At 60.6% G+C, this 20870-nt stretch carries 22 protein-coding genes; 12 read left to right on the forward strand and 10 right to left on the reverse strand.

The annotated features are described in order from the left end of the window. Positions 1–64: 64 nt before the first annotated feature. From B3849_RS12285 to B3849_RS12315, 7 genes are all read right to left on the reverse strand, one after another. Entirely contained in the window at positions 65–1369 is a 1305-nt protein-coding gene (locus tag B3849_RS12285) for a branched-chain amino acid ABC transporter permease (RefSeq protein WP_278426365.1), read from the reverse strand. Beyond that, positions 1366–2376: a branched-chain amino acid ABC transporter permease gene (locus tag B3849_RS12290; protein WP_005853635.1), complete on the reverse strand. Its 1011-nt coding sequence runs from the start codon at positions 2374–2376 to the stop codon at positions 1366–1368. Before B3849_RS12290 ends, B3849_RS12285 begins: the two co-directional genes overlap by 4 nt. Then, positions 2376–2786, reverse strand: coding sequence for a hypothetical protein (locus tag B3849_RS12295; protein WP_278426364.1), 411 nt, complete (start codon positions 2784–2786; stop codon positions 2376–2378). The genes B3849_RS12290 and B3849_RS12295 overlap by 1 nt, the downstream gene beginning before the upstream one ends. A 21-nt stretch (positions 2787–2807) precedes the next feature. Continuing rightward, positions 2808–3629, reverse strand: coding sequence for an ABC transporter ATP-binding protein (locus tag B3849_RS12300; protein WP_278426363.1), 822 nt, complete (start codon positions 3627–3629; stop codon positions 2808–2810). A gap of 11 nt (positions 3630–3640) precedes the next feature. Then, a complete protein-coding gene (locus B3849_RS12305; protein ID WP_051577590.1) occupies positions 3641–4207 on the reverse strand; it encodes a hypothetical protein in 567 nt (188 codons plus the stop codon). Beyond that, positions 4204–4983 (reverse strand): ABC transporter ATP-binding protein, encoded by a 780-nt coding sequence (locus B3849_RS12310; protein ID WP_005853630.1) that lies wholly within the window; start codon positions 4981–4983, stop codon positions 4204–4206. Before B3849_RS12310 ends, B3849_RS12305 begins: the two co-directional genes overlap by 4 nt. Before the next feature lie 90 nt (positions 4984–5073). Beyond that, complete coding sequence (locus tag B3849_RS12315; protein WP_278426361.1) at positions 5074–6264, reverse strand: ABC transporter substrate-binding protein; 1191 nt, start codon at positions 6262–6264, stop codon at positions 5074–5076. A 159-nt stretch (positions 6265–6423) separates the two neighbouring features. Between B3849_RS12315 and B3849_RS12320 the strand changes: the two genes are divergently transcribed. Continuing rightward, positions 6424–7533, forward strand: a complete 1110-nt coding sequence (locus B3849_RS12320; RefSeq protein ID WP_278426360.1) for a PQQ-dependent sugar dehydrogenase — start codon at positions 6424–6426, stop codon at positions 7531–7533. On the opposite strand, the gene B3849_RS12325 is transcribed toward B3849_RS12320, so the two are convergent. After that, positions 7530–8534, reverse strand: coding sequence for a GlxA family transcriptional regulator (locus tag B3849_RS12325; protein WP_237279277.1), 1005 nt, complete (start codon positions 8532–8534; stop codon positions 7530–7532). The two genes, B3849_RS12320 and B3849_RS12325, sit on opposite strands and share 4 nt — an antisense overlap. 204 nt (positions 8535–8738) lie before the next feature. Between B3849_RS12325 and B3849_RS12330 the strand changes: the two genes are divergently transcribed. Further along, positions 8739–10109, forward strand: a complete 1371-nt coding sequence (locus B3849_RS12330; protein ID WP_286780235.1) for a class II 3-deoxy-7-phosphoheptulonate synthase — start codon at positions 8739–8741, stop codon at positions 10107–10109. A gap of 97 nt (positions 10110–10206) precedes the next feature. Here the strand turns inward: B3849_RS12330 and B3849_RS12335 are convergent, their stop codons facing one another. Next, positions 10207–10866: a PAS domain-containing protein gene (locus B3849_RS12335; RefSeq protein ID WP_278426357.1), complete on the reverse strand. Its 660-nt coding sequence runs from the start codon at positions 10864–10866 to the stop codon at positions 10207–10209. Positions 10867–11094: 228 nt separating this feature from the next. Between B3849_RS12335 and B3849_RS12340 the strand changes: the two genes are divergently transcribed. The 10 genes from B3849_RS12340 (at position 11095) to phoB (ending at position 20554) form a co-directional block, all read left to right on the forward strand. Beyond that, positions 11095–11985: a YicC/YloC family endoribonuclease gene (locus B3849_RS12340; RefSeq protein ID WP_278426356.1), complete on the forward strand. Its 891-nt coding sequence runs from the start codon at positions 11095–11097 to the stop codon at positions 11983–11985. A gap of 3 nt (positions 11986–11988) precedes the next feature. Then, complete coding sequence (gmk, locus tag B3849_RS12345) at positions 11989–12630, forward strand: guanylate kinase (protein ID WP_005853615.1); 642 nt, start codon at positions 11989–11991, stop codon at positions 12628–12630. Further along, complete coding sequence (locus B3849_RS12350; RefSeq protein ID WP_009824655.1) at positions 12627–13148, forward strand: gamma carbonic anhydrase family protein; 522 nt, start codon at positions 12627–12629, stop codon at positions 13146–13148. Before gmk ends, B3849_RS12350 begins: the two co-directional genes overlap by 4 nt. 2 nt (positions 13149–13150) lie before the next feature. Next, positions 13151–14194 (forward strand): sensor histidine kinase, encoded by a 1044-nt coding sequence (locus B3849_RS12355; protein WP_009824654.1) that lies wholly within the window; start codon positions 13151–13153, stop codon positions 14192–14194. Between the two features lie 152 nt (positions 14195–14346). Beyond that, positions 14347–15387 carry a substrate-binding domain-containing protein gene (locus B3849_RS12360; protein WP_278426355.1) on the forward strand — a complete coding sequence of 347 codons (1041 nt, stop codon included), beginning with the start codon at positions 14347–14349 and terminating at the stop codon, positions 15385–15387. A gap of 108 nt (positions 15388–15495) precedes the next feature. After that, positions 15496–16995, forward strand: coding sequence for a phosphate ABC transporter permease subunit PstC (gene pstC, locus B3849_RS12365; RefSeq protein WP_278426354.1), 1500 nt, complete (start codon positions 15496–15498; stop codon positions 16993–16995). Continuing rightward, entirely contained in the window at positions 16992–18332 is a 1341-nt protein-coding gene (pstA, locus tag B3849_RS12370) for a phosphate ABC transporter permease PstA (protein WP_132996576.1), read from the forward strand. The genes pstC and pstA overlap by 4 nt, the downstream gene beginning before the upstream one ends. 17 nt (positions 18333–18349) lie before the next feature. Continuing rightward, positions 18350–19147 (forward strand): phosphate ABC transporter ATP-binding protein PstB, encoded by a 798-nt coding sequence (pstB, locus tag B3849_RS12375; protein ID WP_286780236.1) that lies wholly within the window; start codon positions 18350–18352, stop codon positions 19145–19147. Positions 19148–19152: 5 nt separating this feature from the next. Further along, positions 19153–19860, forward strand: coding sequence for a phosphate signaling complex protein PhoU (gene phoU / locus B3849_RS12380; RefSeq protein ID WP_009824650.1), 708 nt, complete (start codon positions 19153–19155; stop codon positions 19858–19860). Between the two features lie 4 nt (positions 19861–19864). Continuing rightward, entirely contained in the window at positions 19865–20554 is a 690-nt protein-coding gene (gene phoB / locus B3849_RS12385; RefSeq protein WP_009824649.1) for a phosphate regulon transcriptional regulator PhoB, read from the forward strand. Positions 20555–20559: 5 nt separating this feature from the next. On the opposite strand, the gene B3849_RS12390 is transcribed toward phoB, so the two are convergent. Further along, the coding region (locus B3849_RS12390; RefSeq protein ID WP_286780237.1) for a fumarylacetoacetate hydrolase family protein at positions 20560–20870 on the reverse strand (311 nt) is incomplete at its 5' end.

Consider the following 20870-nt stretch of genomic DNA (forward strand, 5'->3'; position numbering starts at 1 on the left):
TCCAAATGGCAATAAATCCTCGCCGAAGGCTGGCCTTATCCCGCAAGGGATAAGGCCTTTTCTTTTACTTCTCGGGGATCAACCCGCGCGGGCTGAACCGCAATACCAGCAGCAAGACCGCACCCATCGTCATCAGCCGCATATGGGCCGCGGATTCGATCAGGTGGTCTTTCAGCCAATAGCCGTCGGACATGCCCGCGGTGACCAATTGCATCAGCCACAGCCCCATGGGTTCAACCATCACCCAAAGGTACCACATCAAAAAGCCCCCCAGCACGGCCCCCAGATTGTTGCCGGACCCGCCAACGATCACCATGACCCAGATCAGGAAGGTGAAGCGCAGCGGCTGGTAGGATCCGGGCGTCAACTGACTGTCCAGCGTGGTCATCATCGCGCCGGCAATCCCGCAGATGGCAGAGCCGAGAATGAACACCTGCAAGTGCCGTGCGGTCACGTCCTTGCCCATGGCTTCGGCTGCGACCTCATTCTCGCGGATCGCGCGCAGCATGCGGCCCCAGGGCGAATTCAGCGCCCGCTGGCTTAGCCACATCAGCACCAAGAGCACCACGGCGAACAGACACACATACAGGAATTTCACCCAAAGCGTCGATGCCTCTACCGGGTTCAGCCCGAAGCCAGCCGCCTGTTCGACAAAGCCCGCGTTATTTTGCAGGTCGATCTCATATGGGACGGGGCGCGGGATGCCGATGACGTTCTTGACGCCCCGCGACAGCCAGTCCTCGTTCTTGAGCACGGCAATGATGATCTCGGCGATGCCCAGGGTCGCGATCGCAAGGTAATCCGACCGCAACCCAAGCGCGGTTTTCCCGATCAGCCAGGCCGCTCCGGCTGCAAACAGCCCACCCACGGGCCAGGCGATGATCACCGGCAGGCCAAGCCCGCCAAGATAGCCGGTGGTCGCGGGGTTCACGGCCTCGACCGCGCTTACCGACGGGTCGAGCAGGGCGCGGAAGATAAAGAACCCCGCCACCAGCACCACCAGAACGACCAGCGTGCGCAGCCATCCCTTGGCCATGCGTTTCATCACCTGAACCGCCAGAATGATCGTCGCGGCCCCCATCAGCAGGGCGATGAGGATCCCCCAGCCCCCCGCGGACCAAGCGCCTTGCGTGGGGGGCATGCCGATCAGCACAGCGGCCAGACCGCCAAGGGCGACAAACCCCATGATGCCCACGTTGAACAGCCCCGCAAAGCCCCATTGCAGGTTCACGCCAAGTGCCATGATGCTGGAGATCAGCCCCATCGCAATGATCAGCAGCGCCGCGTTCCAGCTTTGCGCCAGTCCGGTGAGCACGATCAGCAGCGCGACAATGGCGAAAAGAGCGGTGTTTTTCAGTGTCTCGTTCATACCGATTGCCCCTTGAACAGACCTGTGGGTTTGAACAGCAGCACGATCAACAAGATCACGAAGCTGACGGCGAATTTATAGTCGGTGGACAAAAGCTGCACCAAGCCGTCGGGGGCCATCCCCTCGGGAGCGAGGTAGCCAAAGACCTTTTTCCACGCATAGGTGATCGTCACCTCGGAGAATGCGATAACAAAGCCCCCCGCGATGGCACCGATCGGGCTGCCAAGACCGCCCACGATCGCGGCGGCAAAGATCGGCAGCAGCAGTTGGAAATAGGTGAAGGGTTTAAACGACTTGTCCAGGCCGTAAAGCACGCCTGCGGTGGTCGCCAGACAGGCCACAATGATCCAGGTGATCATGACCACACGTTCAGGGTTGATACCCGACAGCAGCGCCAGATCCTCGTTGTCAGAGTAGGCGCGCATGGATTTGCCCGAGCGTGTCTTGTTCAGAAACCAGAACAGTGCGGCAACCACGATGACAGCCGTCACCACGGTCAGCCCTTGGGTTGTCTTGATCGCCAGACCTTCCTCCAGCCCCGTCATCTCTTTGAAGTCGCGGGCCGAGATGATGAAGCGTTCGCCATCCAGAAACCGTTGATCCTCTGCGCCGATGATAAAGCGGGTGATGCCGTTATAGACGAATGTCACCCCCAGCGAGACGATGACAAAGATCACCGGCTTGGCCTTCTTTTCGCGGTAGAAACTATAGACCAGCTTGTCTGTGCCAAGCAGCAGCCCGATGGTGATGATGATCGCGAATGGCAGCGCCAGCAGTGCGGTCGGTAAGACCCCCAGGCTCAGCCCCAGCGACTGGAAACCCCAGGTGATCAGCACGGCGGACATCGCGCCAAGCGCCATTGTGTCGCCATGGGCAAAGTTCGAGAACCGCAAGATCCCATAGACCAGCGTCACCCCAAGCGCACCAAGCGCCAGCTGCGACCCATAGGCGATGCCCGGAACCAGCACATAGTTGGCCAAGGCGATGAAAGCGTTGAGTAAATCCATTATTTGCATGTCCCTAGATAGCTGATGACAATCGGCCCATCAGCGTAATGCACGGTATAACGGGAGGCCCCGTCGGCGGCGATGCTCAGCAGGTGGCGGGCATCAAACCCACCCCCCGTCAGGGACAGCGCCTTGACCTGTTTCGTGCCAGTCATGTCGACGGTTTCGGCGTCGCTGACCATTTGTGATTGAACCGTCAGCGCATCGGCAGAGGCTCCGCCTGCGTTGCCGGTGATGTCGGGGGTGAACTCTGTCTCGGTGCAGGGCTCGTTCTCCACACATTCCCACGTAAAGCGGCAGGCGACCGCAATCGTCTGCTGGAAGGGCTCTGCGGGGGCCGTAGCGGCTGCGGCGGTCGTGGCAACGCTGTCCTGCGCCAAGGCTGGCGCCGTGGTTGCCAATAGGGCCATCGGAAGGGTCCATCGCATCGCTTAACCCCCCAGAAAGGATTTGCGAACTTCGGGGTCTTCCAAAAGCTCTTTGCCCGTGCCGGTAAAGGCATTGGCCCCTTGCACCAGAACATAGCCCTTATCCGCAATCTCCAGCGCTTGGCGGGCGTTTTGTTCCACCATCAGGATCGGGATACCGGTCCGCGCGACCTCGATGATGCGGTCGAACAGTTCGTCCATCACGATGGGGGACACGCCAGCGGTGGGTTCGTCCAGCATCAGCACCTTCGGCTGCGTCATCAACGCGCGGCCCACAGCGACCTGCTGGCGTTGCCCGCCCGACAGCTCGCCCGCGGCCTGATAGCGCTTTTCCTTGAGGATCGGAAAAAGGTCATAGACCTGCGCCATCGTATCACGGAAATCATCGCGGCGGATGAACGCCCCCATCTCGAGGTTTTCTTCCACTGTCATCGAGGTAAAGATGTTCGAGGTCTGCGGCACAAACCCCATGCCCTTGGCCACACGGTCCTGCGGCGACAGCGAAGTGATGTCTTCGCCGTCCAGCCGTACATGGCCCTGGCGCACGTCGAGCATGCCAAAGACCGCCTTCATCGCCGTGGATTTGCCCGCGCCATTGGGGCCGACGATGACGGCGATCTCACCCTTTTCGACGGCGATGGTGCAGCCGTGCAGGATATCGGGACCCTTGCCATAACCGCCCGTCATCGTGTCGCCGATCAGGAAGGGGCCCCCCGGCGCGGGGTGGCTTTTGCCGCCCCGTTTGACCGGCTGCGCGGTGCCTTGCCCTTTGGGGTTCGCGATCGACAGGTCCTTATTGCCCCGGTCGCCGTATGGGTTGCTCATGTCGTTCTCTTTCATTCGGTGTCCAGGGCTGCCGCAGGGATGGGCGCGGCGCAGGATATCTCATCCGCACATGTGTCGCGCAGCATCATGGCCACCTCAAAGGACATCTTGTCCATTTCATCCAAAGGCATTGTGTCGGTGGTATCGAGGTACAGCATAATCCGCGCTGATCCGACATCCGACAACATGACCGCGCTCATGGTGCGGTCGCCTTCGATCTCGTCATATTGCAGGTGGCGCAGGGTCGTGCCCATCGGGGTGTCGATCCGGTCGACCTTCAGCACCTCGGGGGCAGGGCCGCCATCCGCCGCGATCCAGGCGCTATAGGTCTCGTATTGCTCTTCCAGCGTCGAGGTGCCGTCGGCGATGTCGTAGCCGGGCCATTCTTGGGTGAAGTTCAGGATCACCTCGCCCAGATAGCGGGTGGAGCCGTCGCCGACCGTGTCCCAGGTTGCTTCTTCCCACGGGGTGCCCCGATCGCACATCCAGACCTGCGCCGACAGCTGCGCACAGGCAGCAGCGGCCTGCGGCAGGGCAAATCCCGCGCAGAGCGTCAATGCGGTGGCCATCCGTCTCATGCAGACACGGCCTTGTTCTTGAGGCCGGTGCCCAGATAGGCCTCGATCACCTGTTCGTTGGCCTTGATCTCGGGCAGGGTACCTTGAGCAAGAACCTTGCCCTCGGCCATACAGATCACCGGATCACACAGACGGCCGATGAAATCCATGTCGTGTTCGATCACGACAAAGGTATAACCGCGTTCCTTGTTCAGACGGATGATCGCGTCACCGATGGTATTGAGCAGCGTGCGGTTCACACCGGCCCCGACCTCGTCAAGGAACACGATCTTGGCGTCAACCATCATGGTCCGCCCCAGTTCCAGCAGCTTTTTCTGACCGCCGGAGATCTGACCTGCTTTCTGCTCGGCCAGATGTTCCACCGTCAGAAACTCAAGCACCTCGTCGGCTTTGGCGCGCAAGGCGCGTTCCTGATCGGCGATGCGCTTGCGCCCGAACCACGTGTTCCATAGCGTCTCGCCCGCCTGATCGCCGGGCACCATCATCAGGTTCTCGCGGCAGGTCATCGACGAGAATTCATGCGCGATCTGGAAGGTCCGCAGCAGCCCTTTGTGAAACAGCGTATGGGGGGGCAGGCCGGTGATATCCTCGCCGTCCATCGTCACGCGCCCCGAGGTCGGTTTCAACACCCCCGCGATCACGTTGAATAGCGTCGTTTTGCCAGCACCGTTCGGGCCGATCAAACCGGTGATCGTGCCTTTGCCAATGGTCAGATTGGCCCCGTCCACGGCGTGGAACCCGCCGAAATGTTTATGGATGTCGTCTACGACGATCATTTTGTAGTCTCCCCGTGCGGTGCCGAAGCCCCGTTGCAAAAACAGCCCGGTCGCAATGCACCGGGCTGTTTTCTGTCACGTCATGTGATGTTAGCGGTATTGAACCGTCGTGATCTTGCCGTCTTCGATCTTGATCTGACGGTAGCTGCCAGCGGATTCACCGGGGCCGATCAGTTCAACCGCGGTTGCGCCTTCATAATCGACTTCGCCGCCCTCCTTGAGGATTTGCAGCGCCTTGGCCAGCTCACCCGGATAGATCTTTTCGCCGGGGGCGTTAGCAACCGACATGACCTGATCCTTATAGACCTGCGGATCGGAAGACCCTGCGGCCTGCATCGCCAGCATCAGCAGCGCCGCTGCGTCATAGCTTTCCGGTGCGAAGGGCGATGTGGTATCGAAGGCACCGTCGACCAGCGCGGTGAACTTGTCAGCGCCGGGGCTATCGGTGCCGGGGTGCTGGCCGGTGGAGCCGTCCAGCTCGGAGCCGAAGTTGTTTTCAAGGTTCGCCGCGATCATCCCGTCGGGGAAGTGGAACGTGTCGAACGCGCCTGAATCAATCGCTGCACGCACAACGCCCGATCCACCCTGATCGACGTAGCCCGCAACCACCAGACGGTCGCCACCGGCAGAGGCCAGCGCGCCAACCTCGGCAGAGTAATCGGCCTTGCCGTCTTCATGTGCGGCAGAGATGGTGATCGTCCCGCCCGCGGCTTCATAGGCCTGCTGGAACGCGTCCGCCAAACCCTTGCCGTAGTCGTTGTTGGTATAGGTGACCGCGACTTCCTTGACGCCTTCTTCCATCAGCACCTCTGCCATGACCTCGCCCTGACGGGCGTCGGAGGGGGCGGTGCGGAAGAACAGACCATCGTCTTCCATCGTGCTCAGGCCGGGGGATGTGGAGGATGGCGAAATCATCACCATGCCGTTGGGCAGTGCCGCGTTTTGCAAGATCGCGCCGCTCACGCCAGAGCAGGCCGCGCCCACAATGCCGTTGATCCCTTCGGCGATCAGGCGTTCCGCACTGGATACCGCAAGCGCGTTATCGACGCAGCCCGTGTCAGCGCGCGAGGCGGTGACTGTCGCCCCGTCCATCAGCATGCCGCTGTCGGTGACTTCTTTCATGGCCAGCTCGGCGCTGGATGCCATGATGCCGGTCAGCGATTCAATCGGGCCGGTGTAGCCAAAGATCACGCCAAGCTTCACGTCCTTGCTATGCGCGTCGGCATAGGCATTGGTGGCCAGCAATGCTGCAGCCGTTGTGGCCATAAGCATCTTTTTCATGTTTCTCTCCCTGTTGAACATGGTGTTCTGCGCCAGAGCCTATGCGGCGATTTTGGAAAAGAAAAGCGTTATCCCTAGGTAAAGTGGCGCAAGATGATGTGGATCGACGCTTTGTCTGCGCTAGGTTTGCAGGGATAGGTTGTATGAAGGGGGAAAGCCATGTTTCGCGGGGGGATGATGCATCAGGCCGCACGGGCCATCGGGGCGTTGGTCATAGCCGGATCGGTCATGGGCGCGTCGGGCGTTGTCGCGCAAGAGCTTCGGATTACCCAGCAGGTGTCAGGACTGGAGACGCCTTGGGCGCTGGCGATTTTGCCGAATGGGGACGTGCTGGTCACCGAACGTGACGGCCGCTTGCTGCGGGTCCGCGAGGGGACCAGCCACGAGGTCGCGGGTACCCCGCAGGTCGTTGACGCAGGGCAGGGCGGCTTGCTGGACATCACGCTGGCACGGGATTTTGACAGATCGCGCACCATATTCCTGACCTATGCCAAGGCGCTTGAGGGCGGGGCCGGTACCGCGCTTGCCGCGGCAGAGCTGTCGCAGGATGGTGCGCGGCTCGAAAATCTACGCGATCTCTTTACCATGTCACGCGGGTCTGCCGCCGGTCAGCACTTTGGCAGCCGCGTGGTCGAGGCGCGCGATGGCACGCTTTTCGTCACCGTCGGAGAGCGCGGCGACCGTCCGGCGGCGCAGGATCTGGGTCAGCACAACGGCTCTGTCGTGCGGGTGAACCGTGACGGTACTGTGCCCGCCGATAACCCGTTTGTCGGGCGCGACGACGTGCTGCCGGAAATCTGGTCCTACGGGCATCGCAATCCGCAAGGGGCAGCGCTTGATCTGGAGGGCAACCTGTGGGTGTCAGAACATGGTGCGCGCGGCGGGGACGAGGTTAACGCGGTCCGCAAGGGCGCGAATTACGGATGGCCGGTGATATCCTACGGGCGTCACTACTCCGGTGCCAAGATCGGCGAAGGCACCGCGAAAGAGGGGATGGAGCAGCCCGCCTTCTACTGGGACCCGTCTATCGCGCCCTCGGGGTTGCTGGTCTATTCGGGCAAGATGTTTCCCGACTGGCGGGGCGATATCTTCGTCGGCTCGCTCAAGTTCAATTATATCGCGCGGCTACAGGGCGATCCGCTGGCCGAGGTGGCGCAAATCTCTGCCCCCGCCACGGCACGGGTGCGCGACATCATAGAGGCACCGGACGGCGCGATCTGGTTTATCTCTGTCGGGAACGGTGCGGTGTACCGGATCAGTAACGATTAGGCGACAGGCTTGGCCGCATGCGACCCGCGTTCGCGGTAGGGTGTCGTGTTATAATGCGCGCGGTAGCATTTGGAAAAATGTGACGGCGAGGCAAAGCCACAGGCCAGCGCCACGTTGATCACGCTCATATCCGTTTGCATCAGCAGGTTGCGCGCCTTTTGCAGGCGCAGTTCCATGTAATAGCGTTTGGGGCTGCGGTTGAGGTAGCGGCGGAACAGCCGTTCAAGCTGCCGCGTCGACATGCCGACATCGCGCGCCAATGAGGACGGGCTGATCGGCTCTTCGATATTGGCCTCCATCATCTGGATGACCTGACCCAGCTTGGGATGCCGCACGCCGATACGGGTGGGCACCGACAGACGCTGCGTGTCCTGGTCCGTGCGGATGGAGCTATAGATCAGCTGGTCGGCAACGGCATTTGCCAGATCCTCGCCCAGATCGTCGGCAATCAGCTTGAGCATCAGATCGATCGAGGATGTCCCGCCCGCTGTCGTCATCCGGTTGCCGTCCACCACAAAGACCGATTTTGTCAGGGTGACGTCCTCGAAGTCTTCGCTGAAACTATCCTGATTTTCCCAGTGGATCGTGGCTTTCTTCCCGTCCAGCAATCCGGCCTTGGCCAGCGTAAAGGCGGCCGTGCAAAGACCGCCGACCATCATGCCCTTGCGGGCCTCACGGCGCAGCCATCCCAGCAGCTTCTTGGTCGTCGCCGCCTGCACGTCGATGCCGCTGCACACCACCAGCGTGTCGTCGCGGCCCAGATCGTCAAGATCGCCATCCAGCGTGAATTCTGCTCCTGCCGAACAGCGCACGCGCCCGCCATCCTCGCCGATCAGACGCCAGTCATAGGCCGGACGACCCGCCATGCGGTTGGCGATGCGCAGACATTCCACCGCCGAGGCAAAGCTGAGCATGGTGAAGTTTTCCAGTAGCACAAAGACAAAGCGCCGTGTCTTTTCGGTGTCAGGAAGAATGCGGTTGGCCAGACGGGTGTCGCTCATCACGTCGCCTTTCAGGTTTGCGTTATACGTTGGGGCAAAGTGGGCGCTGCCCTCAAAAACCTGCCGAAAACCTTGCCCACGGGCGGGGGCGAAGGTCAATAGGGTGAATTTCGGTTCTGGTCACTTGGGTCAGACCTTTATATACCACAATTTCACAATGTTTGCGCCTGACACTTCTGGCGCTGCGGACTTCGGAGAAAAATGATGACCGATTGGACAAAATCAAGCTGGCGCGACAAACCGCGGATCCAGATGCCCGACTATCCTAATCAGGACGCGCTGCGCGCGGTCGAAGCTGAATTGTCCCGTTATCCATTGTTGGTCTTTGCGGGTGAAGCGCGGCGGCTGAAAAAGCATCTGGCGGCGGCGGGCCGTGGCGAGGCGTTCTTGCTTCAGGGCGGCGATTGCGCCGAAAGCTTTGAACAATTCAGCAGCGATATGATCCGCGACACCTTCAAGGTGATGTTGCAGATGGCCATCGTGCTGACCCACGGTGCCAAAGTGCCGGTGATCAAGCTGGGCCGCATGGCGGGTCAGTTCGCCAAGCCGCGTTCAGCGCCGACTGAAACCGTGGATGGGGTGGAACTACCAAGCTACCGCGGTGACATCATCAACGAGCTGGCCTTTACCGCCGACGCCCGTATTCCCGACCCTAAAAAGATGCTGCGCGCCTACACACAGGCCGCCGCGACCCTGAACCTGATCCGGGCGTTCTCGACCGGCGGCTATGCCGATGTGCATCAGGTGCACGGCTGGACTTTGGGCTTTACCGAAAGCGAAAAGGCGGAAAAATACCGCGAGATCGCGAACCGCATTTCAGACACGCTTGATTTCATGGCGGCGGCTGGTGTCACGTCCGAGACGGCGCATACGCTGCAATCGGTGGAATATTATACCAGCCACGAATCGCTGCTGCTGGAATACGAAGAGGCGCTGTGCCGTCAGGACAGCCAGACCGGCAAATGGCTGGCGGGCTCGGGTCACATGATCTGGATCGGCGACCGGACACGTCAGCCCGATGGCGCGCATGTGGAATTTGCCCGCGGCGTTCAGAACCCCATCGGCCTGAAGTGCGGCCCGACGATGACAAGCGATGACCTCAAGCTGTTGATGCACAAGCTGAACCCCGAAAACGAAGAGGGTCGCCTGACCCTGATCGCGCGTTTCGGGGCCGGCAATGTCGGTGAACACCTGCCGCGTCTGATCAAGACTGTGCAGGAAGAGGGCGCGAATGTCGTCTGGACCTGTGACCCCATGCACGGCAACACGATCAAATCCTCAAGCGGCTATAAGACGCGGCCCTTTGATTCCGTGCTGCGCGAAGTGCGTGAATTCTTTGCGGTACATGGGGCCGAGGGCACCGTGCCCGGTGGTGTCCACTTTGAGATGACCGGTCAGGATGTGACTGAATGTACTGGTGGTGTCCGCGCCGTTCAGGACGAAGACCTGTCGGACCGCTACCACACTGCCTGCGACCCGCGTTTGAACGCCAGCCAGTCGCTGGAGCTTGCCTTCCTCGTGGCCGAGGAACTGTCGGCACGCCGGGCGAACCAACAGGTCAAAGCCGTCGGCTAACTGCCGCAGCTCATGCAATAAGGAAGGCCGCGCATATCATCATGCGCGGCCCTTTTCTTTTGCGGCATCGGGGTGCGTCCCATCGGGGTTGCCCCGTTTACTTCACGACCCGTAGATAGGCTGGCCGGTTGCGATCTCGCCGCGCGGCAAAACGCGCGGCGGGATCGGCGAAACCTTCGGGGCAGGGCGTGTGCGTTTCCTCTGCCACATCGGCCCGTGGCGGGCGCGGGATCGGTGTGGTGGCAAGATCGCCGATCCGATACAACCCCGGATGCTCGATGCCATTGGATGTGATCTCCAGACAGCCAAGCATCCGGTCGATCTGCCCCATGTCACTGCGCAGCGGCAGCACCAGCATACGCGCCTGAACGGTCGCATCCCCCGCGGTGAGCGTCATCTCTCCGGTGGCGGGCTCTGACAGAATGTGATCCAGCCAATCACTGCAGCGGCGACGCTCGGACGGGTCGAACAGAGAGATCATCGGCATCCCGCGCAGGTCCATCCCCATGGCAGTGCACAGCTGCGATCCGGCGACGCGAAACCGCGCCAGTTCAGACCGCCTACGTTCCAGAACAAAGGCGCGATCAAGCACGGAGGTGATCTGTGCAGGGTCTATCTGCGACCGGAACGGGACCGGCTGACCACGGCACAGCCCCTGCCAATAGGCCCGCACGTCAACCATCGCGGGTGTCGGCGGCGGCATCGCGCGGCGAGAGCCGGTCTGGGGCATGTCATCCAGAGGGGGAAGATGTTTCATCGGGCAGCCTTATTGCGGTCGGGACAAGAGCAGGACGGGGGGCGGCAGCGGGGCCGCGATGTATTGCCTGAGTTTAGTCAAATGAGCGGTAATTTGTAGATATAACAGCAAACTTGGTTAACAGACCGTTAAGGGGAGACCTCGCGCGGCAGAATGGCTTTTTACTTGCCCCATTTGCGACTTTCCCTTTTAAGGCGCGCAACAATCGCAATCGACAAGGACCATGCCATGATACGTTCGATGACGGGTTTCGCCTCGGCCAGTGGTGCGTCCGGCCCGCACAGTTGGGGGTGGGAATTGCGATCGGTCAACGGCAAGGGGCTCGACCTGCGCCTGCGTGTGCCCGACTGGATCGACGGGCTGGAAGCCGGCCTGCGCAAGACGCTCGGCGCTGCCATCACCCGCGGCAATGTCACTTGCAATCTTCGGATCACCCGCGAGGATGGCTCTGGCGCATTGAGGGTGAACGCGGATCAGCTTGAGGTCGTGCTGGACGCGCTGCACCAGATCGAAGCGCGCGCGATGGATGCGGGGATCTCGCTTGCGCCCTCCAAGGCGACCGATATCGTCACCATGCGCGGCGTGCTTGAACAGGCGACGACGGTGGATGATGTGGCCGCCCTTTGCGCGATACTGCTGGCGGAATTCCCCACGGTGCTTGCCGATTTCAACGATATGCGCGCCCGCGAAGGGGCTGCCTTGGCGCAGGTGCTCGAAGCGCAGTTGGCGCAGGTGGCAGAGCTGACGACACAGGCCGCCGCGCTGGCCGAGACGCGCAAGGACGAGATGGCACAGACGTTGCAACGCAATCTTTCGCGGGTGCTGGACAATGCCGAAGGCGTGGACGCTGACCGGCTGGCGCAGGAACTGGCGCTGATCGCCGTCAAATCCGACATCACAGAAGAGATCGACCGCCTGCACGCCCATGTCGATGCCGCCCGCGCCTTGCTGGCGCAGGACGGGGCCGTGGGGCGCAAGCTGGATTTCCTGATGCAGGAGTTCAACCGCGAGGCCAATACACTGTGCGCCAAGGCACAAAACACCGCGCTGACCCAGATCGGGCTGGCCTTGAAGGCGGTGATAGACCAGATGCGCGAACAAGTGCAAAATGTGGAGTAAGACATGAGCGACCGACGCGGCCTATTGATCATCCTCAGCTCGCCCTCGGGGGCGGGTAAATCGACGCTGGCCCGCAAGCTGCGCGATTGGGATACCTCGCTTGAATTCTCTGTCTCGGCCACCACCCGCGCACCGCGTGTCGGCGAGGAAGACGGCAAAGACTACTTTTTCACCGCCGAGGATGACTTCCGCGCCATGGTGAACGATGGCGATATGCTGGAGCACGCCCGCGTCTTCAACAACTATTACGGCTCGCCTAAGGGACCGGTGCAAAAGGCGATCGACAGTGGCCGCGATGTGCTGTTCGACGTGGATTGGCAGGGCGCGCAGCAGATCAGCAACTCGACGCTCAAGCAGCACGTACTGTCGATCTTCATCCTGCCGCCCTCGATCAAAGAGCTGCGTCGGCGTCTGGAAACCCGTGGTCAGGACGCCCCCGATACCATCGCCCTGCGAATGGAGAAAAGCTGGGACGAGATCAGCCATTGGGACGGCTACGACTACGTGCTGGTCAATGACGACCTGACCGAAACAGAGGCCAAGCTGAAGTCGATCATCACCGCCGAAAGATTGCGCCTTTCGCAGCAGCCGAAACTGGTGGATCATGTGCGCGCGCTGCAATCAGAATTCGAGGATACGAAATGACGCTTTACGCTCTGGCCGATATCACCCCGCAGGTTCACGCGGATGCATGGGTTGCCCCCGATGCCAATGTCATCGGGAATGTGACGCTCGAGGCTGATGCCTCTGTCTGGTTCGGCTGTACGCTGCGCGGCGATAACGAACTGATCCTCGTGGGCAAGGGCAGTAATGTGCAGGAAAACTGCGTCTTTCATACGGACCCGGGATGCCCGTTGACCGTGGGGGAAAACTGTACGATCGGTCACAAGGTCATGTTGCACGGCTGCACCATCGGGGATAACTCGCTGGTCGGGATGGGGGCGACGATCCTGAACGGGGCAAAGATCGGCAAGAATTGTCTGATCGGGGCAGGGGCGTTGATCACTGAAAACAAGGTGATCCCTGACGGGTCGCTTGTGATGGGCGCACCGGGCAAGGTCGTGCGCGAGCTGGACGCGGCGGCGATTGCCGGGCTGACCGCCAGCGCGAAACACTACCAAGACAACGCGCGGCGCTTTGCCAGCCAGCTTAAACCCGTCTGAGCATGGTGCTGCGCCCGCATCTGCCGGATCTGCTGGCAGCGCTGCCTTTGCCTACGCTTGCCGTTGATCGGGCTGAACGTATCGTCGCGATGAATGCGCCGGCCCAAGCTCTGCTGGGCCGTGGCGCATTGGACCGTCATTACATCAACGTCTTGCGCCAGCCGGCGGTGGTCGATGCGGTCGAACAATGCCAGCAGGATGATACCCCGCGCGAGGCGCAATATCTGGCCAGCGACAATGGCAATGACACGACCTTTCGGGTGCACGTCCGAAAGGTGACCGGCATGGATTACGTCTTGCTGAGCTTTCAAGACATCACACAGGTCACCAACGCCAGCCAGATGCGCCGCGATTTCGTCGCCAACGTCAGCCACGAGTTGCGCACCCCGCTGACGGCGATGATGGGGTTCATTGAAACCTTACGCGGCCCTGCGCGTGACGACGCCCCCGCACGGGACCGGTTTCTGGGGATCATGACCGGAGAGGCCGAGCGCATGAACCGGCTGGTGGGCGATCTGCTGTCGCTGTCACGCGTCGAATCGGACGAACGGGTACGCCCGACGGATAAGGTCGATCTGCGCTATGTGCTGCAATCGACCATGCGCAACCTCAACCCCTTGGCCGTAGAGGCGAATGTGACGTTGGTCGCGACTATGGGGGACGATCCGCTGCCCCTGATGGGGGATACGGACCAGCTGTTGCAGGTGTTCACGAATCTTATTGAAAACGGCATCAAATATGGGGGCGTGGGCAAAGACGTCGAAATTTCGGTCGAGACGACCTTGCGTGACCCTTCCTTGCGCGGGCCTGCGGTGCGGGTCACCATCCGCGACCACGGTCCGGGGATCGACCCTGTGCACCTGCCGCGCCTGACCGAACGGTTCTACCGCGCCGACAGCCACCGCAGCCGTGCCCTTGGCGGGACGGGGCTGGGGCTGGCGATTGTAAAACATATCCTGAACCGGCACCGCGGACGGCTGAAAATCACCTCTGATCTGGGAGATGGGGCGCGATTCACGGTGATCTTGCCTATGGATGTGGCGTGATCGGGCGCATTTTGGTCAAAAAGAAATTACAATTTCCGTCCGTGTCATAAAACTGTAACATGACTGTCACAAAAGCTCAGTGTCGCCCGCCTATTGGTGCGGCAAGATCACCATGGGGGTGGTCAGACAAATCTAAGCTGACAGGAGACATCATGTCGCTCGTTAAACTCACCACTTCCGCGCTGGCCATTGCCGCCGTATCCGCAACCGCCGCTGCCGCGCGTGATCAGGTACAGGTTGCCGGTTCCTCCACTGTTTTGCCCTATGCGTCCATCGTTGCCGAAGCCTTTGGCGAAAACTTCGATTTCCCGACACCTGTTGTAGAATCCGGTGGCTCCTCGGCGGGTCTGAAGCGTTTTTGTGAAGGTGTTGGCGAGAACACAATCGACGTGGCAAACGCCTCGCGCAAGATCAAAAGCTCCGAAGTCGAAGCCTGCGCCACCAACGGTGTGACCGACATCATCGAAGTCCAGATCGGCTATGACGGCATCGTGTTTGCCTCCGACATCAATGGCAACACATTCGAATTCACCCCCGAAGACTGGTACAAAGCCCTGTCCGCCGAAGTCGTTGTCGACGGCGAGATCGTCGCGAACCCCAACAAGATGTGGTCCGATGTGAACGCCAGCTTCCCCGACCAGCCTATCCAGGCCTACATCCCCGGCACCAAGCACGGCACACGCGAAGTTTTCGAAGAAAAAGTGATCCTGGCAGGCTGTGAAGCCACCGGCGACTTCGAAGCGTTCAAGGCCGCCAATGGCGACGACAAGAAAGCCGCTGAAAAAGCATGTATCGCGCTGCGCACCGATGGTGTTTCCGTGGACATCGACGGTGACTACACCGAAACGCTGGCGCGCATCGAAAGCAACAAAGACGGCATCGGCGTCTTCGGTCTGGCATTCTACGAGAACAACACCGACAAGCTGACCGTCGCCAACATGAGCGGCATTGAGCCCACCGTTGAAACCATCTCGAGCGGCGACTACCCCGTATCCCGCCCGCTGTTCTTCTACGTCAAGAAAGCGCACATCGGCGTGATCCCCGGCCTGAAAGAATATGCCGAGTTCTTCGTGGCAGACGAGATTGCCGGTCCCGACGGTCCTTTGGCTGAATACGGTCTGGTCTCCGACCCAGAACTGGCGAAAACACAGTCGGTTGTTGCTGAAGAAACTGTAATGGGCAGCGGTTCCTAAACCCTGTCTGACGATCCGGAGGCGCTGCGAGGTGCCTCCGGATTTTTGCTGCCGACTGATACTTTCCAAACAATGATAGCCTGAAACAGGCTGCGACCGGGGGCCACCATGCGCGATATTTTCAATGTGGGATCTACCACGCTCTTAGTTGCCGTTGTTTTGATATTAACAGTCCTTGCCTATGGTCTGGTGCGCAGCCGGGCCATGTCGTCCGTCTCGGGCGATGCGCGCAAGCTGCATTCCCTTCCGAATTACTACGGCTATAATGCCGCCATGCTCACCGCCATTCCGGCGCTGTTTGTGCTTGCGATCTGGATGCTGGTACAGCCGATGCTGATCCAGAACGCGGTCATCGACATGATTCCGCAAAGCGCCGTGAACGAAGGTTCTTCGGTCAATCTGGTGATGAGCGACGTACGCCGCGTGGCCAACGGGCTGGACGCGGCCGTGCAATCGGGCGCGCTGGATGCGCAAAGCGCCCGCGATCTGGACGTGACCGGCACTGATGTGCGCGCGCTGCTGGCGGGCTCGGGCGTGGCGCTTGGGTCTGACGTGACGCCAGAGGTGCTGGCCGCCGCGCAGCGCTACCGGTCAATGGAATACACCGGCCGCTGGCTGATGATCGCGGTAATCTCTGTGTTGGCGCTGGCCGGTCTGTTCATCGCGATGCGCACCGCACGGGCCGATTTTCGCGCGCGCAATACGGTGGAACGCTTTCTGCTCGGGTTGCTGGTGCTTGCCGCGTCGCTGGCGATCCTGACCACCGTGGGGATCGTCCTGTCGATGTTGTTCGAGACGCTGAATTTCTTCCGTCTGCATCCGTGGCAGGATTTCTTTCTGGGCACCACATGGGCCCCGAACTTCCGCGGGGACAGTGATCTGTCGATCCTGCCGCTGCTCTGGGGGACGCTCTATATCTCGATCATCGCGCTGCTGGTGGCCGTGCCGATCGGCCTCTTTGCCGCGATTTACCTGTCGGAATACGCCAACAACAAAGTACGCTCTTTCGCCAAGCCTTTGCTTGAGATCCTCGCCGGTATCCCGACCATTGTGTACGGTCTGTTTGCCTTGCTGACAGTGGGGCCGTTCCTTGTGAACATCTTTGGCCGCGGCGAGAATGGTCTGCTGGGCGTCGACTGGATGAGCGGGGCGACTTCGGTCCTGACGGCGGGGCTGGTCATGGGCATCATGCTGATCCCCTTCGTTTCTTCGCTGAGCGACGATATCATCAACGCTGTGCCGCAATCGATGCGCGACGGGTCATTTGGCCTGGGCGCGACCCATTCCGAAACCATCCGCCAGGTCGTGCTGCCTGCCGCTTTGCCGGGGATCGTGGGGGCTGTGCTTCTCGCCGCGAGCCGGGCCATCGGCGAGACGATGATCGTTGTTCTGGGGGCAGGGGCCATCGCCCGCATTTCGGGCAACCCGCTGGAAGCGATGACCACCATCACCACCCGTATCGTCAGCCAGCTGACCGGGGATACCGACTTTGCCAGCCCTGAAACGCTGGTCGCCTTTGCCCTTGGTCTGACGCTGTTCGTGCTGACCCTGGGGCTGAACGTTCTGGCGCTTTATATCGTGCGCAAATACCGGGAGCAGTACGAATGACCGACATGCCCAACACCGCAACGCCGCGCCATTCGCTGCTGAAGCCCGACGCGCGCACCGTCAAACGCAACCGTGCAGAGGCCCGTTTCAAATCCTACGGTATCGCGGCCATCGCCGTGGGCCTGCTGATGCTGGCGATCTTGCTGACCACAATCATTGGTCGCGGCGCAGGGGCCTTTCAACAGACGTTCCTGACGCTGAACGTGCAACTGCTTGAGGAAAAGCTGGACAAGAACGGCAACCGTAATCTGGACGAGATCAAGAAGGTATCGACCTTCGGCTACGCGCCGCTGATGGCCGCCGCGCTTGAGGCCAAGGTGGCCGAGACCGGGATTACCACGGACCTAAAGCCCAAGGATATGGCGGGCATCCTGTCCAAGGATGCGGCGGCACAGCTGCGTGACTTTGTGCTGGATAACCCCGAGCTCATCGGCACCGCGGTTGAATTCGAATTCCTGACCAACAGCCGCGTCGATGGCTATATGAAGGGCCGCGTCACACGCGACAGCATCGCCAATGACAAAAGCATCAGCGCAGAGCAGCTTGATCTGGTGGACGCCCTTGTCGCAGATGGGGCGCTGGAAAAACGCTTTAACATCGATTTCATCACAGGTGCCGATGCGTCTGATGCCCGACCCGAGGCGGCGGGCATGGGGGTCTCGATGCTTGGCTCGCTCTTTATGATGCTGGTGGTGCTGGCGCTGGCGCTGCCCATCGGGGTCGCCGCGTCGATCTACCTTGAAGAATTCGCCCCCAAGAACCTGCTGACCGATATCATCGAGGTGAATATCTCTAATCTCGCGGCGGTGCCGTCGATTGTCTTCGGTATTCTGGGTCTGGCGGTTTTCATTAATTATATGCACCTGCCAAACTCGGCCCCGCTGGTGGGCGGGCTGGTGCTGACGCTGATGACGCTGCCGACGATCATCATCTCGACCCGCGCCTCGCTGAAATCTGTCCCGCCCAGCATCCGTGACGCGGCACTGGGGGTAGGGGCGTCGAAGATGCAATCGGTGTTCCACCACGTGCTGCCCTTGGCTGCCCCGGGTATCCTCACTGGCACAATCATCGGTCTGGCGCAGGCGCTTGGTGAAACGGCCCCGCTGCTGCTGATCGGGATGGTGGGCTTCATCGCCTCGAACCCGCCCGATGGCATCGCATCGGGGCTGATGGACCCGAACTCCGCCATGCCGGCGCAGATCTACGAATGGGCCAAACGCGCCGATCCCGCGTTCTATGAACGCGCTTGGGGCGGTATCATCATCTTGCTGGTCTTTTTGATCACCATGAACGCCATCGCCGTAATGCTGCGGCGCCGGTTCGAGCGGCGCTGGTAAGAATGAAAGGCAAGGCTATGAAAGACAACGTAATTTCGGAGACGGACGTGACAACGAACCAAACAAAAATCGCCGCCCGCAACGTGCAGGTTTTCTACGGGGACACCCACGCGATCAAGGATGTCTCTGTCGATATCCAAGACAAAACCGTCACCGCCTTTATCGGACCATCGGGCTGCGGGAAATCGACTTTCCTGCGGTGTATCAACCGGATGAACGACACGATTGATATCTGCACCGTCAAGGGCGATATCCTGATCGATGGCGAAGACATCTATGACAGCGCGGTCGATCCGGTGCAGCTGCGCGCCAAGGTCGGTATGGTTTTCCAGAAGCCGAACCCGTTCCCCAAATCGATCTACGACAATGTCGCCTACGGCCCCCGCATCCACGGTCTGGCCCGCAACAAGTCCGAGCTTGACGATATCGTTGAACGCGCCCTGAAACACGGTGCCATCTGGAACGAGGTCAAGGACCGTCTGCACGCGCCCGGCACCGGCCTTTCTGGTGGGCAGCAGCAGCGTCTGTGCATCGCCCGTGCCGTTGCGACCGAACCCGAAGTGCTGCTGATGGACGAACCCTGTTCCGCGCTTGACCCGATCGCCACCGCGCAGGTCGAAGAGCTGATCGACGAGCTGCGTCAGGACTATTCGGTCGTGATCGTCACACACTCCATGCAGCAGGCCGCACGGGTGAGCCAGAAAACAGCGTTCTTCCACCTTGGCAATCTGGTGGAGTTCGGCGAGACCGACAAGATTTTCACGTCGCCCGAAGACCCTCGGACGGAAAGCTACATCACAGGCCGGATTGGATAAGTATCATGCAAGATCAACACATTGTCTCTGCCTTTGACCGTGACCTCGAAAGCGTTCAGGCACAGATCATGAAAATGGGTGGCATGGTCGAAGATGCCATTCGCCTTGCCGCACAATCGCTTGAAACCCGCGACGAAGAGCTGGCCGATCAGGTCCGCGGCGGGGACAAGGCGATTGACGCGCTCGAAGAGCTGATCAACGAACGCGCCGCTCGCATCATCGCCCTGCGCGCACCCACAGCCGTGGACCTGCGTCTGATCCTGAGCGTGATCAAGATCAGCGCCAGCCTGGAACGTATTGGCGACTATGCGAAAAACATGGCCAAGCGTAATTCAGTGCTCGCGCAGCTTCCGGCAGTTGCTGATAGCGCCGGTGCCATCCGCCGCATGTGTAAAACAGTTGAATCCATGCTCAAGGACGCGCTGGATTCCTATGTGCAGCGCGACGCAGAACTGGCGATGGACGTAATCGCACGCGATGAAGACGTCGATCAGATGTACAACGCGCTGTTCCGTGAATTCCTCACCTTCATGATGGAAGACCCGCGCAACATTACATCGTGTATGCACCTGCATTTCATCGCGAAAAACGTGGAACGCATGGGCGATCTGGTCACTTCGATCGCGGAACAGGTCGTCTACTTGGTGACCGGCACCCATCCGGACGAGGACCGCCCCAAGGCGGATAACACCTCCACCAAGCTGAAGGGGTAGAACCATGTCGGCGGCGCAGCCCCAGATCCTGTTGGTGGAAGATGAACCCGCACAGCGCGAAATTCTGGCGTATAACCTCGAATCCGAAGGGTTTGACGTAAGGCGGGCCGAGAATGGCGAAGAAGCGATCCTGCTCGTGGCAGAGGCGCTGCCGGACCTGATTATTCTGGATTGGATGATGCCGCTGCTGAGCGGGATCGAGGTGTGCCGGCAGCTCAAGACCCGCGAAGATACGCGTAATATCCCCGTGATCATGCTCTCGGCACGGTCAGAAGAGGTGGACACCGTGCGCGGGCTAGAGACGGGGGCGGATGATTACGTCGTCAAACCCTATTCCATGCGCGAGCTCATGGCCCGTGTGCGTACCCAATTGCGCCGTGTGCGCCCGGCATCCTCGGGCGCGTCACTCAGCTATGCCGATATCACGCTGGACACGGAACGCCACCGCGTGAACCGCGCCGCGAACGAGCTGAAACTGGGCCCGACAGAATACCGGCTGCTGGTCACCCTGTTAGAGCGTCCGGGCCGTGTGTTTAGCCGCGATCAGCTGCTGGATCACGTCTGGGGGCGCGATATATATGTGGACACGCGCACCGTGGATGTGCACATCGCGCGGCTGCGCAAGGCGCTGACATCTCACGGTGGCGATGACCCGATCCGCACGGTGCGCGGTGCAGGTTATGCATTAGGGTAGGGCGCTTACCCGTTGAATTTGATGACTTCTTGGCGTTGATATCCCAAGCCTTCGATACCCAGTTCAACGACATCGCCCGGTTGCAGGTACACCGGCGGCTTAAAGCCCATGCCAACGCCGGGCGGTGTGCCGGTGGCGATCACGTCTCCGGGCAGTAAGGTCATGAAACGGCTGAGAAAAGAGATAATCTCGGCCACCGAGAAGACCATCGTGCGGGTATTGCCCGTCTGGCGACGGGTGCCGTTCACATCAAGCCATAGATCAAGGTTCTGCGGGTCCGGCACCTCGTCTGCGGTCACCAGATACGGGCCGATGG

This window comes from Sulfitobacter sp. UBA4523 (genome assembly GCF_002388305.1).
In the GTDB taxonomy this organism is placed as follows: Bacteria; Pseudomonadota; Alphaproteobacteria; order Rhodobacterales; family Rhodobacteraceae; genus Sulfitobacter; species Sulfitobacter pontiacus.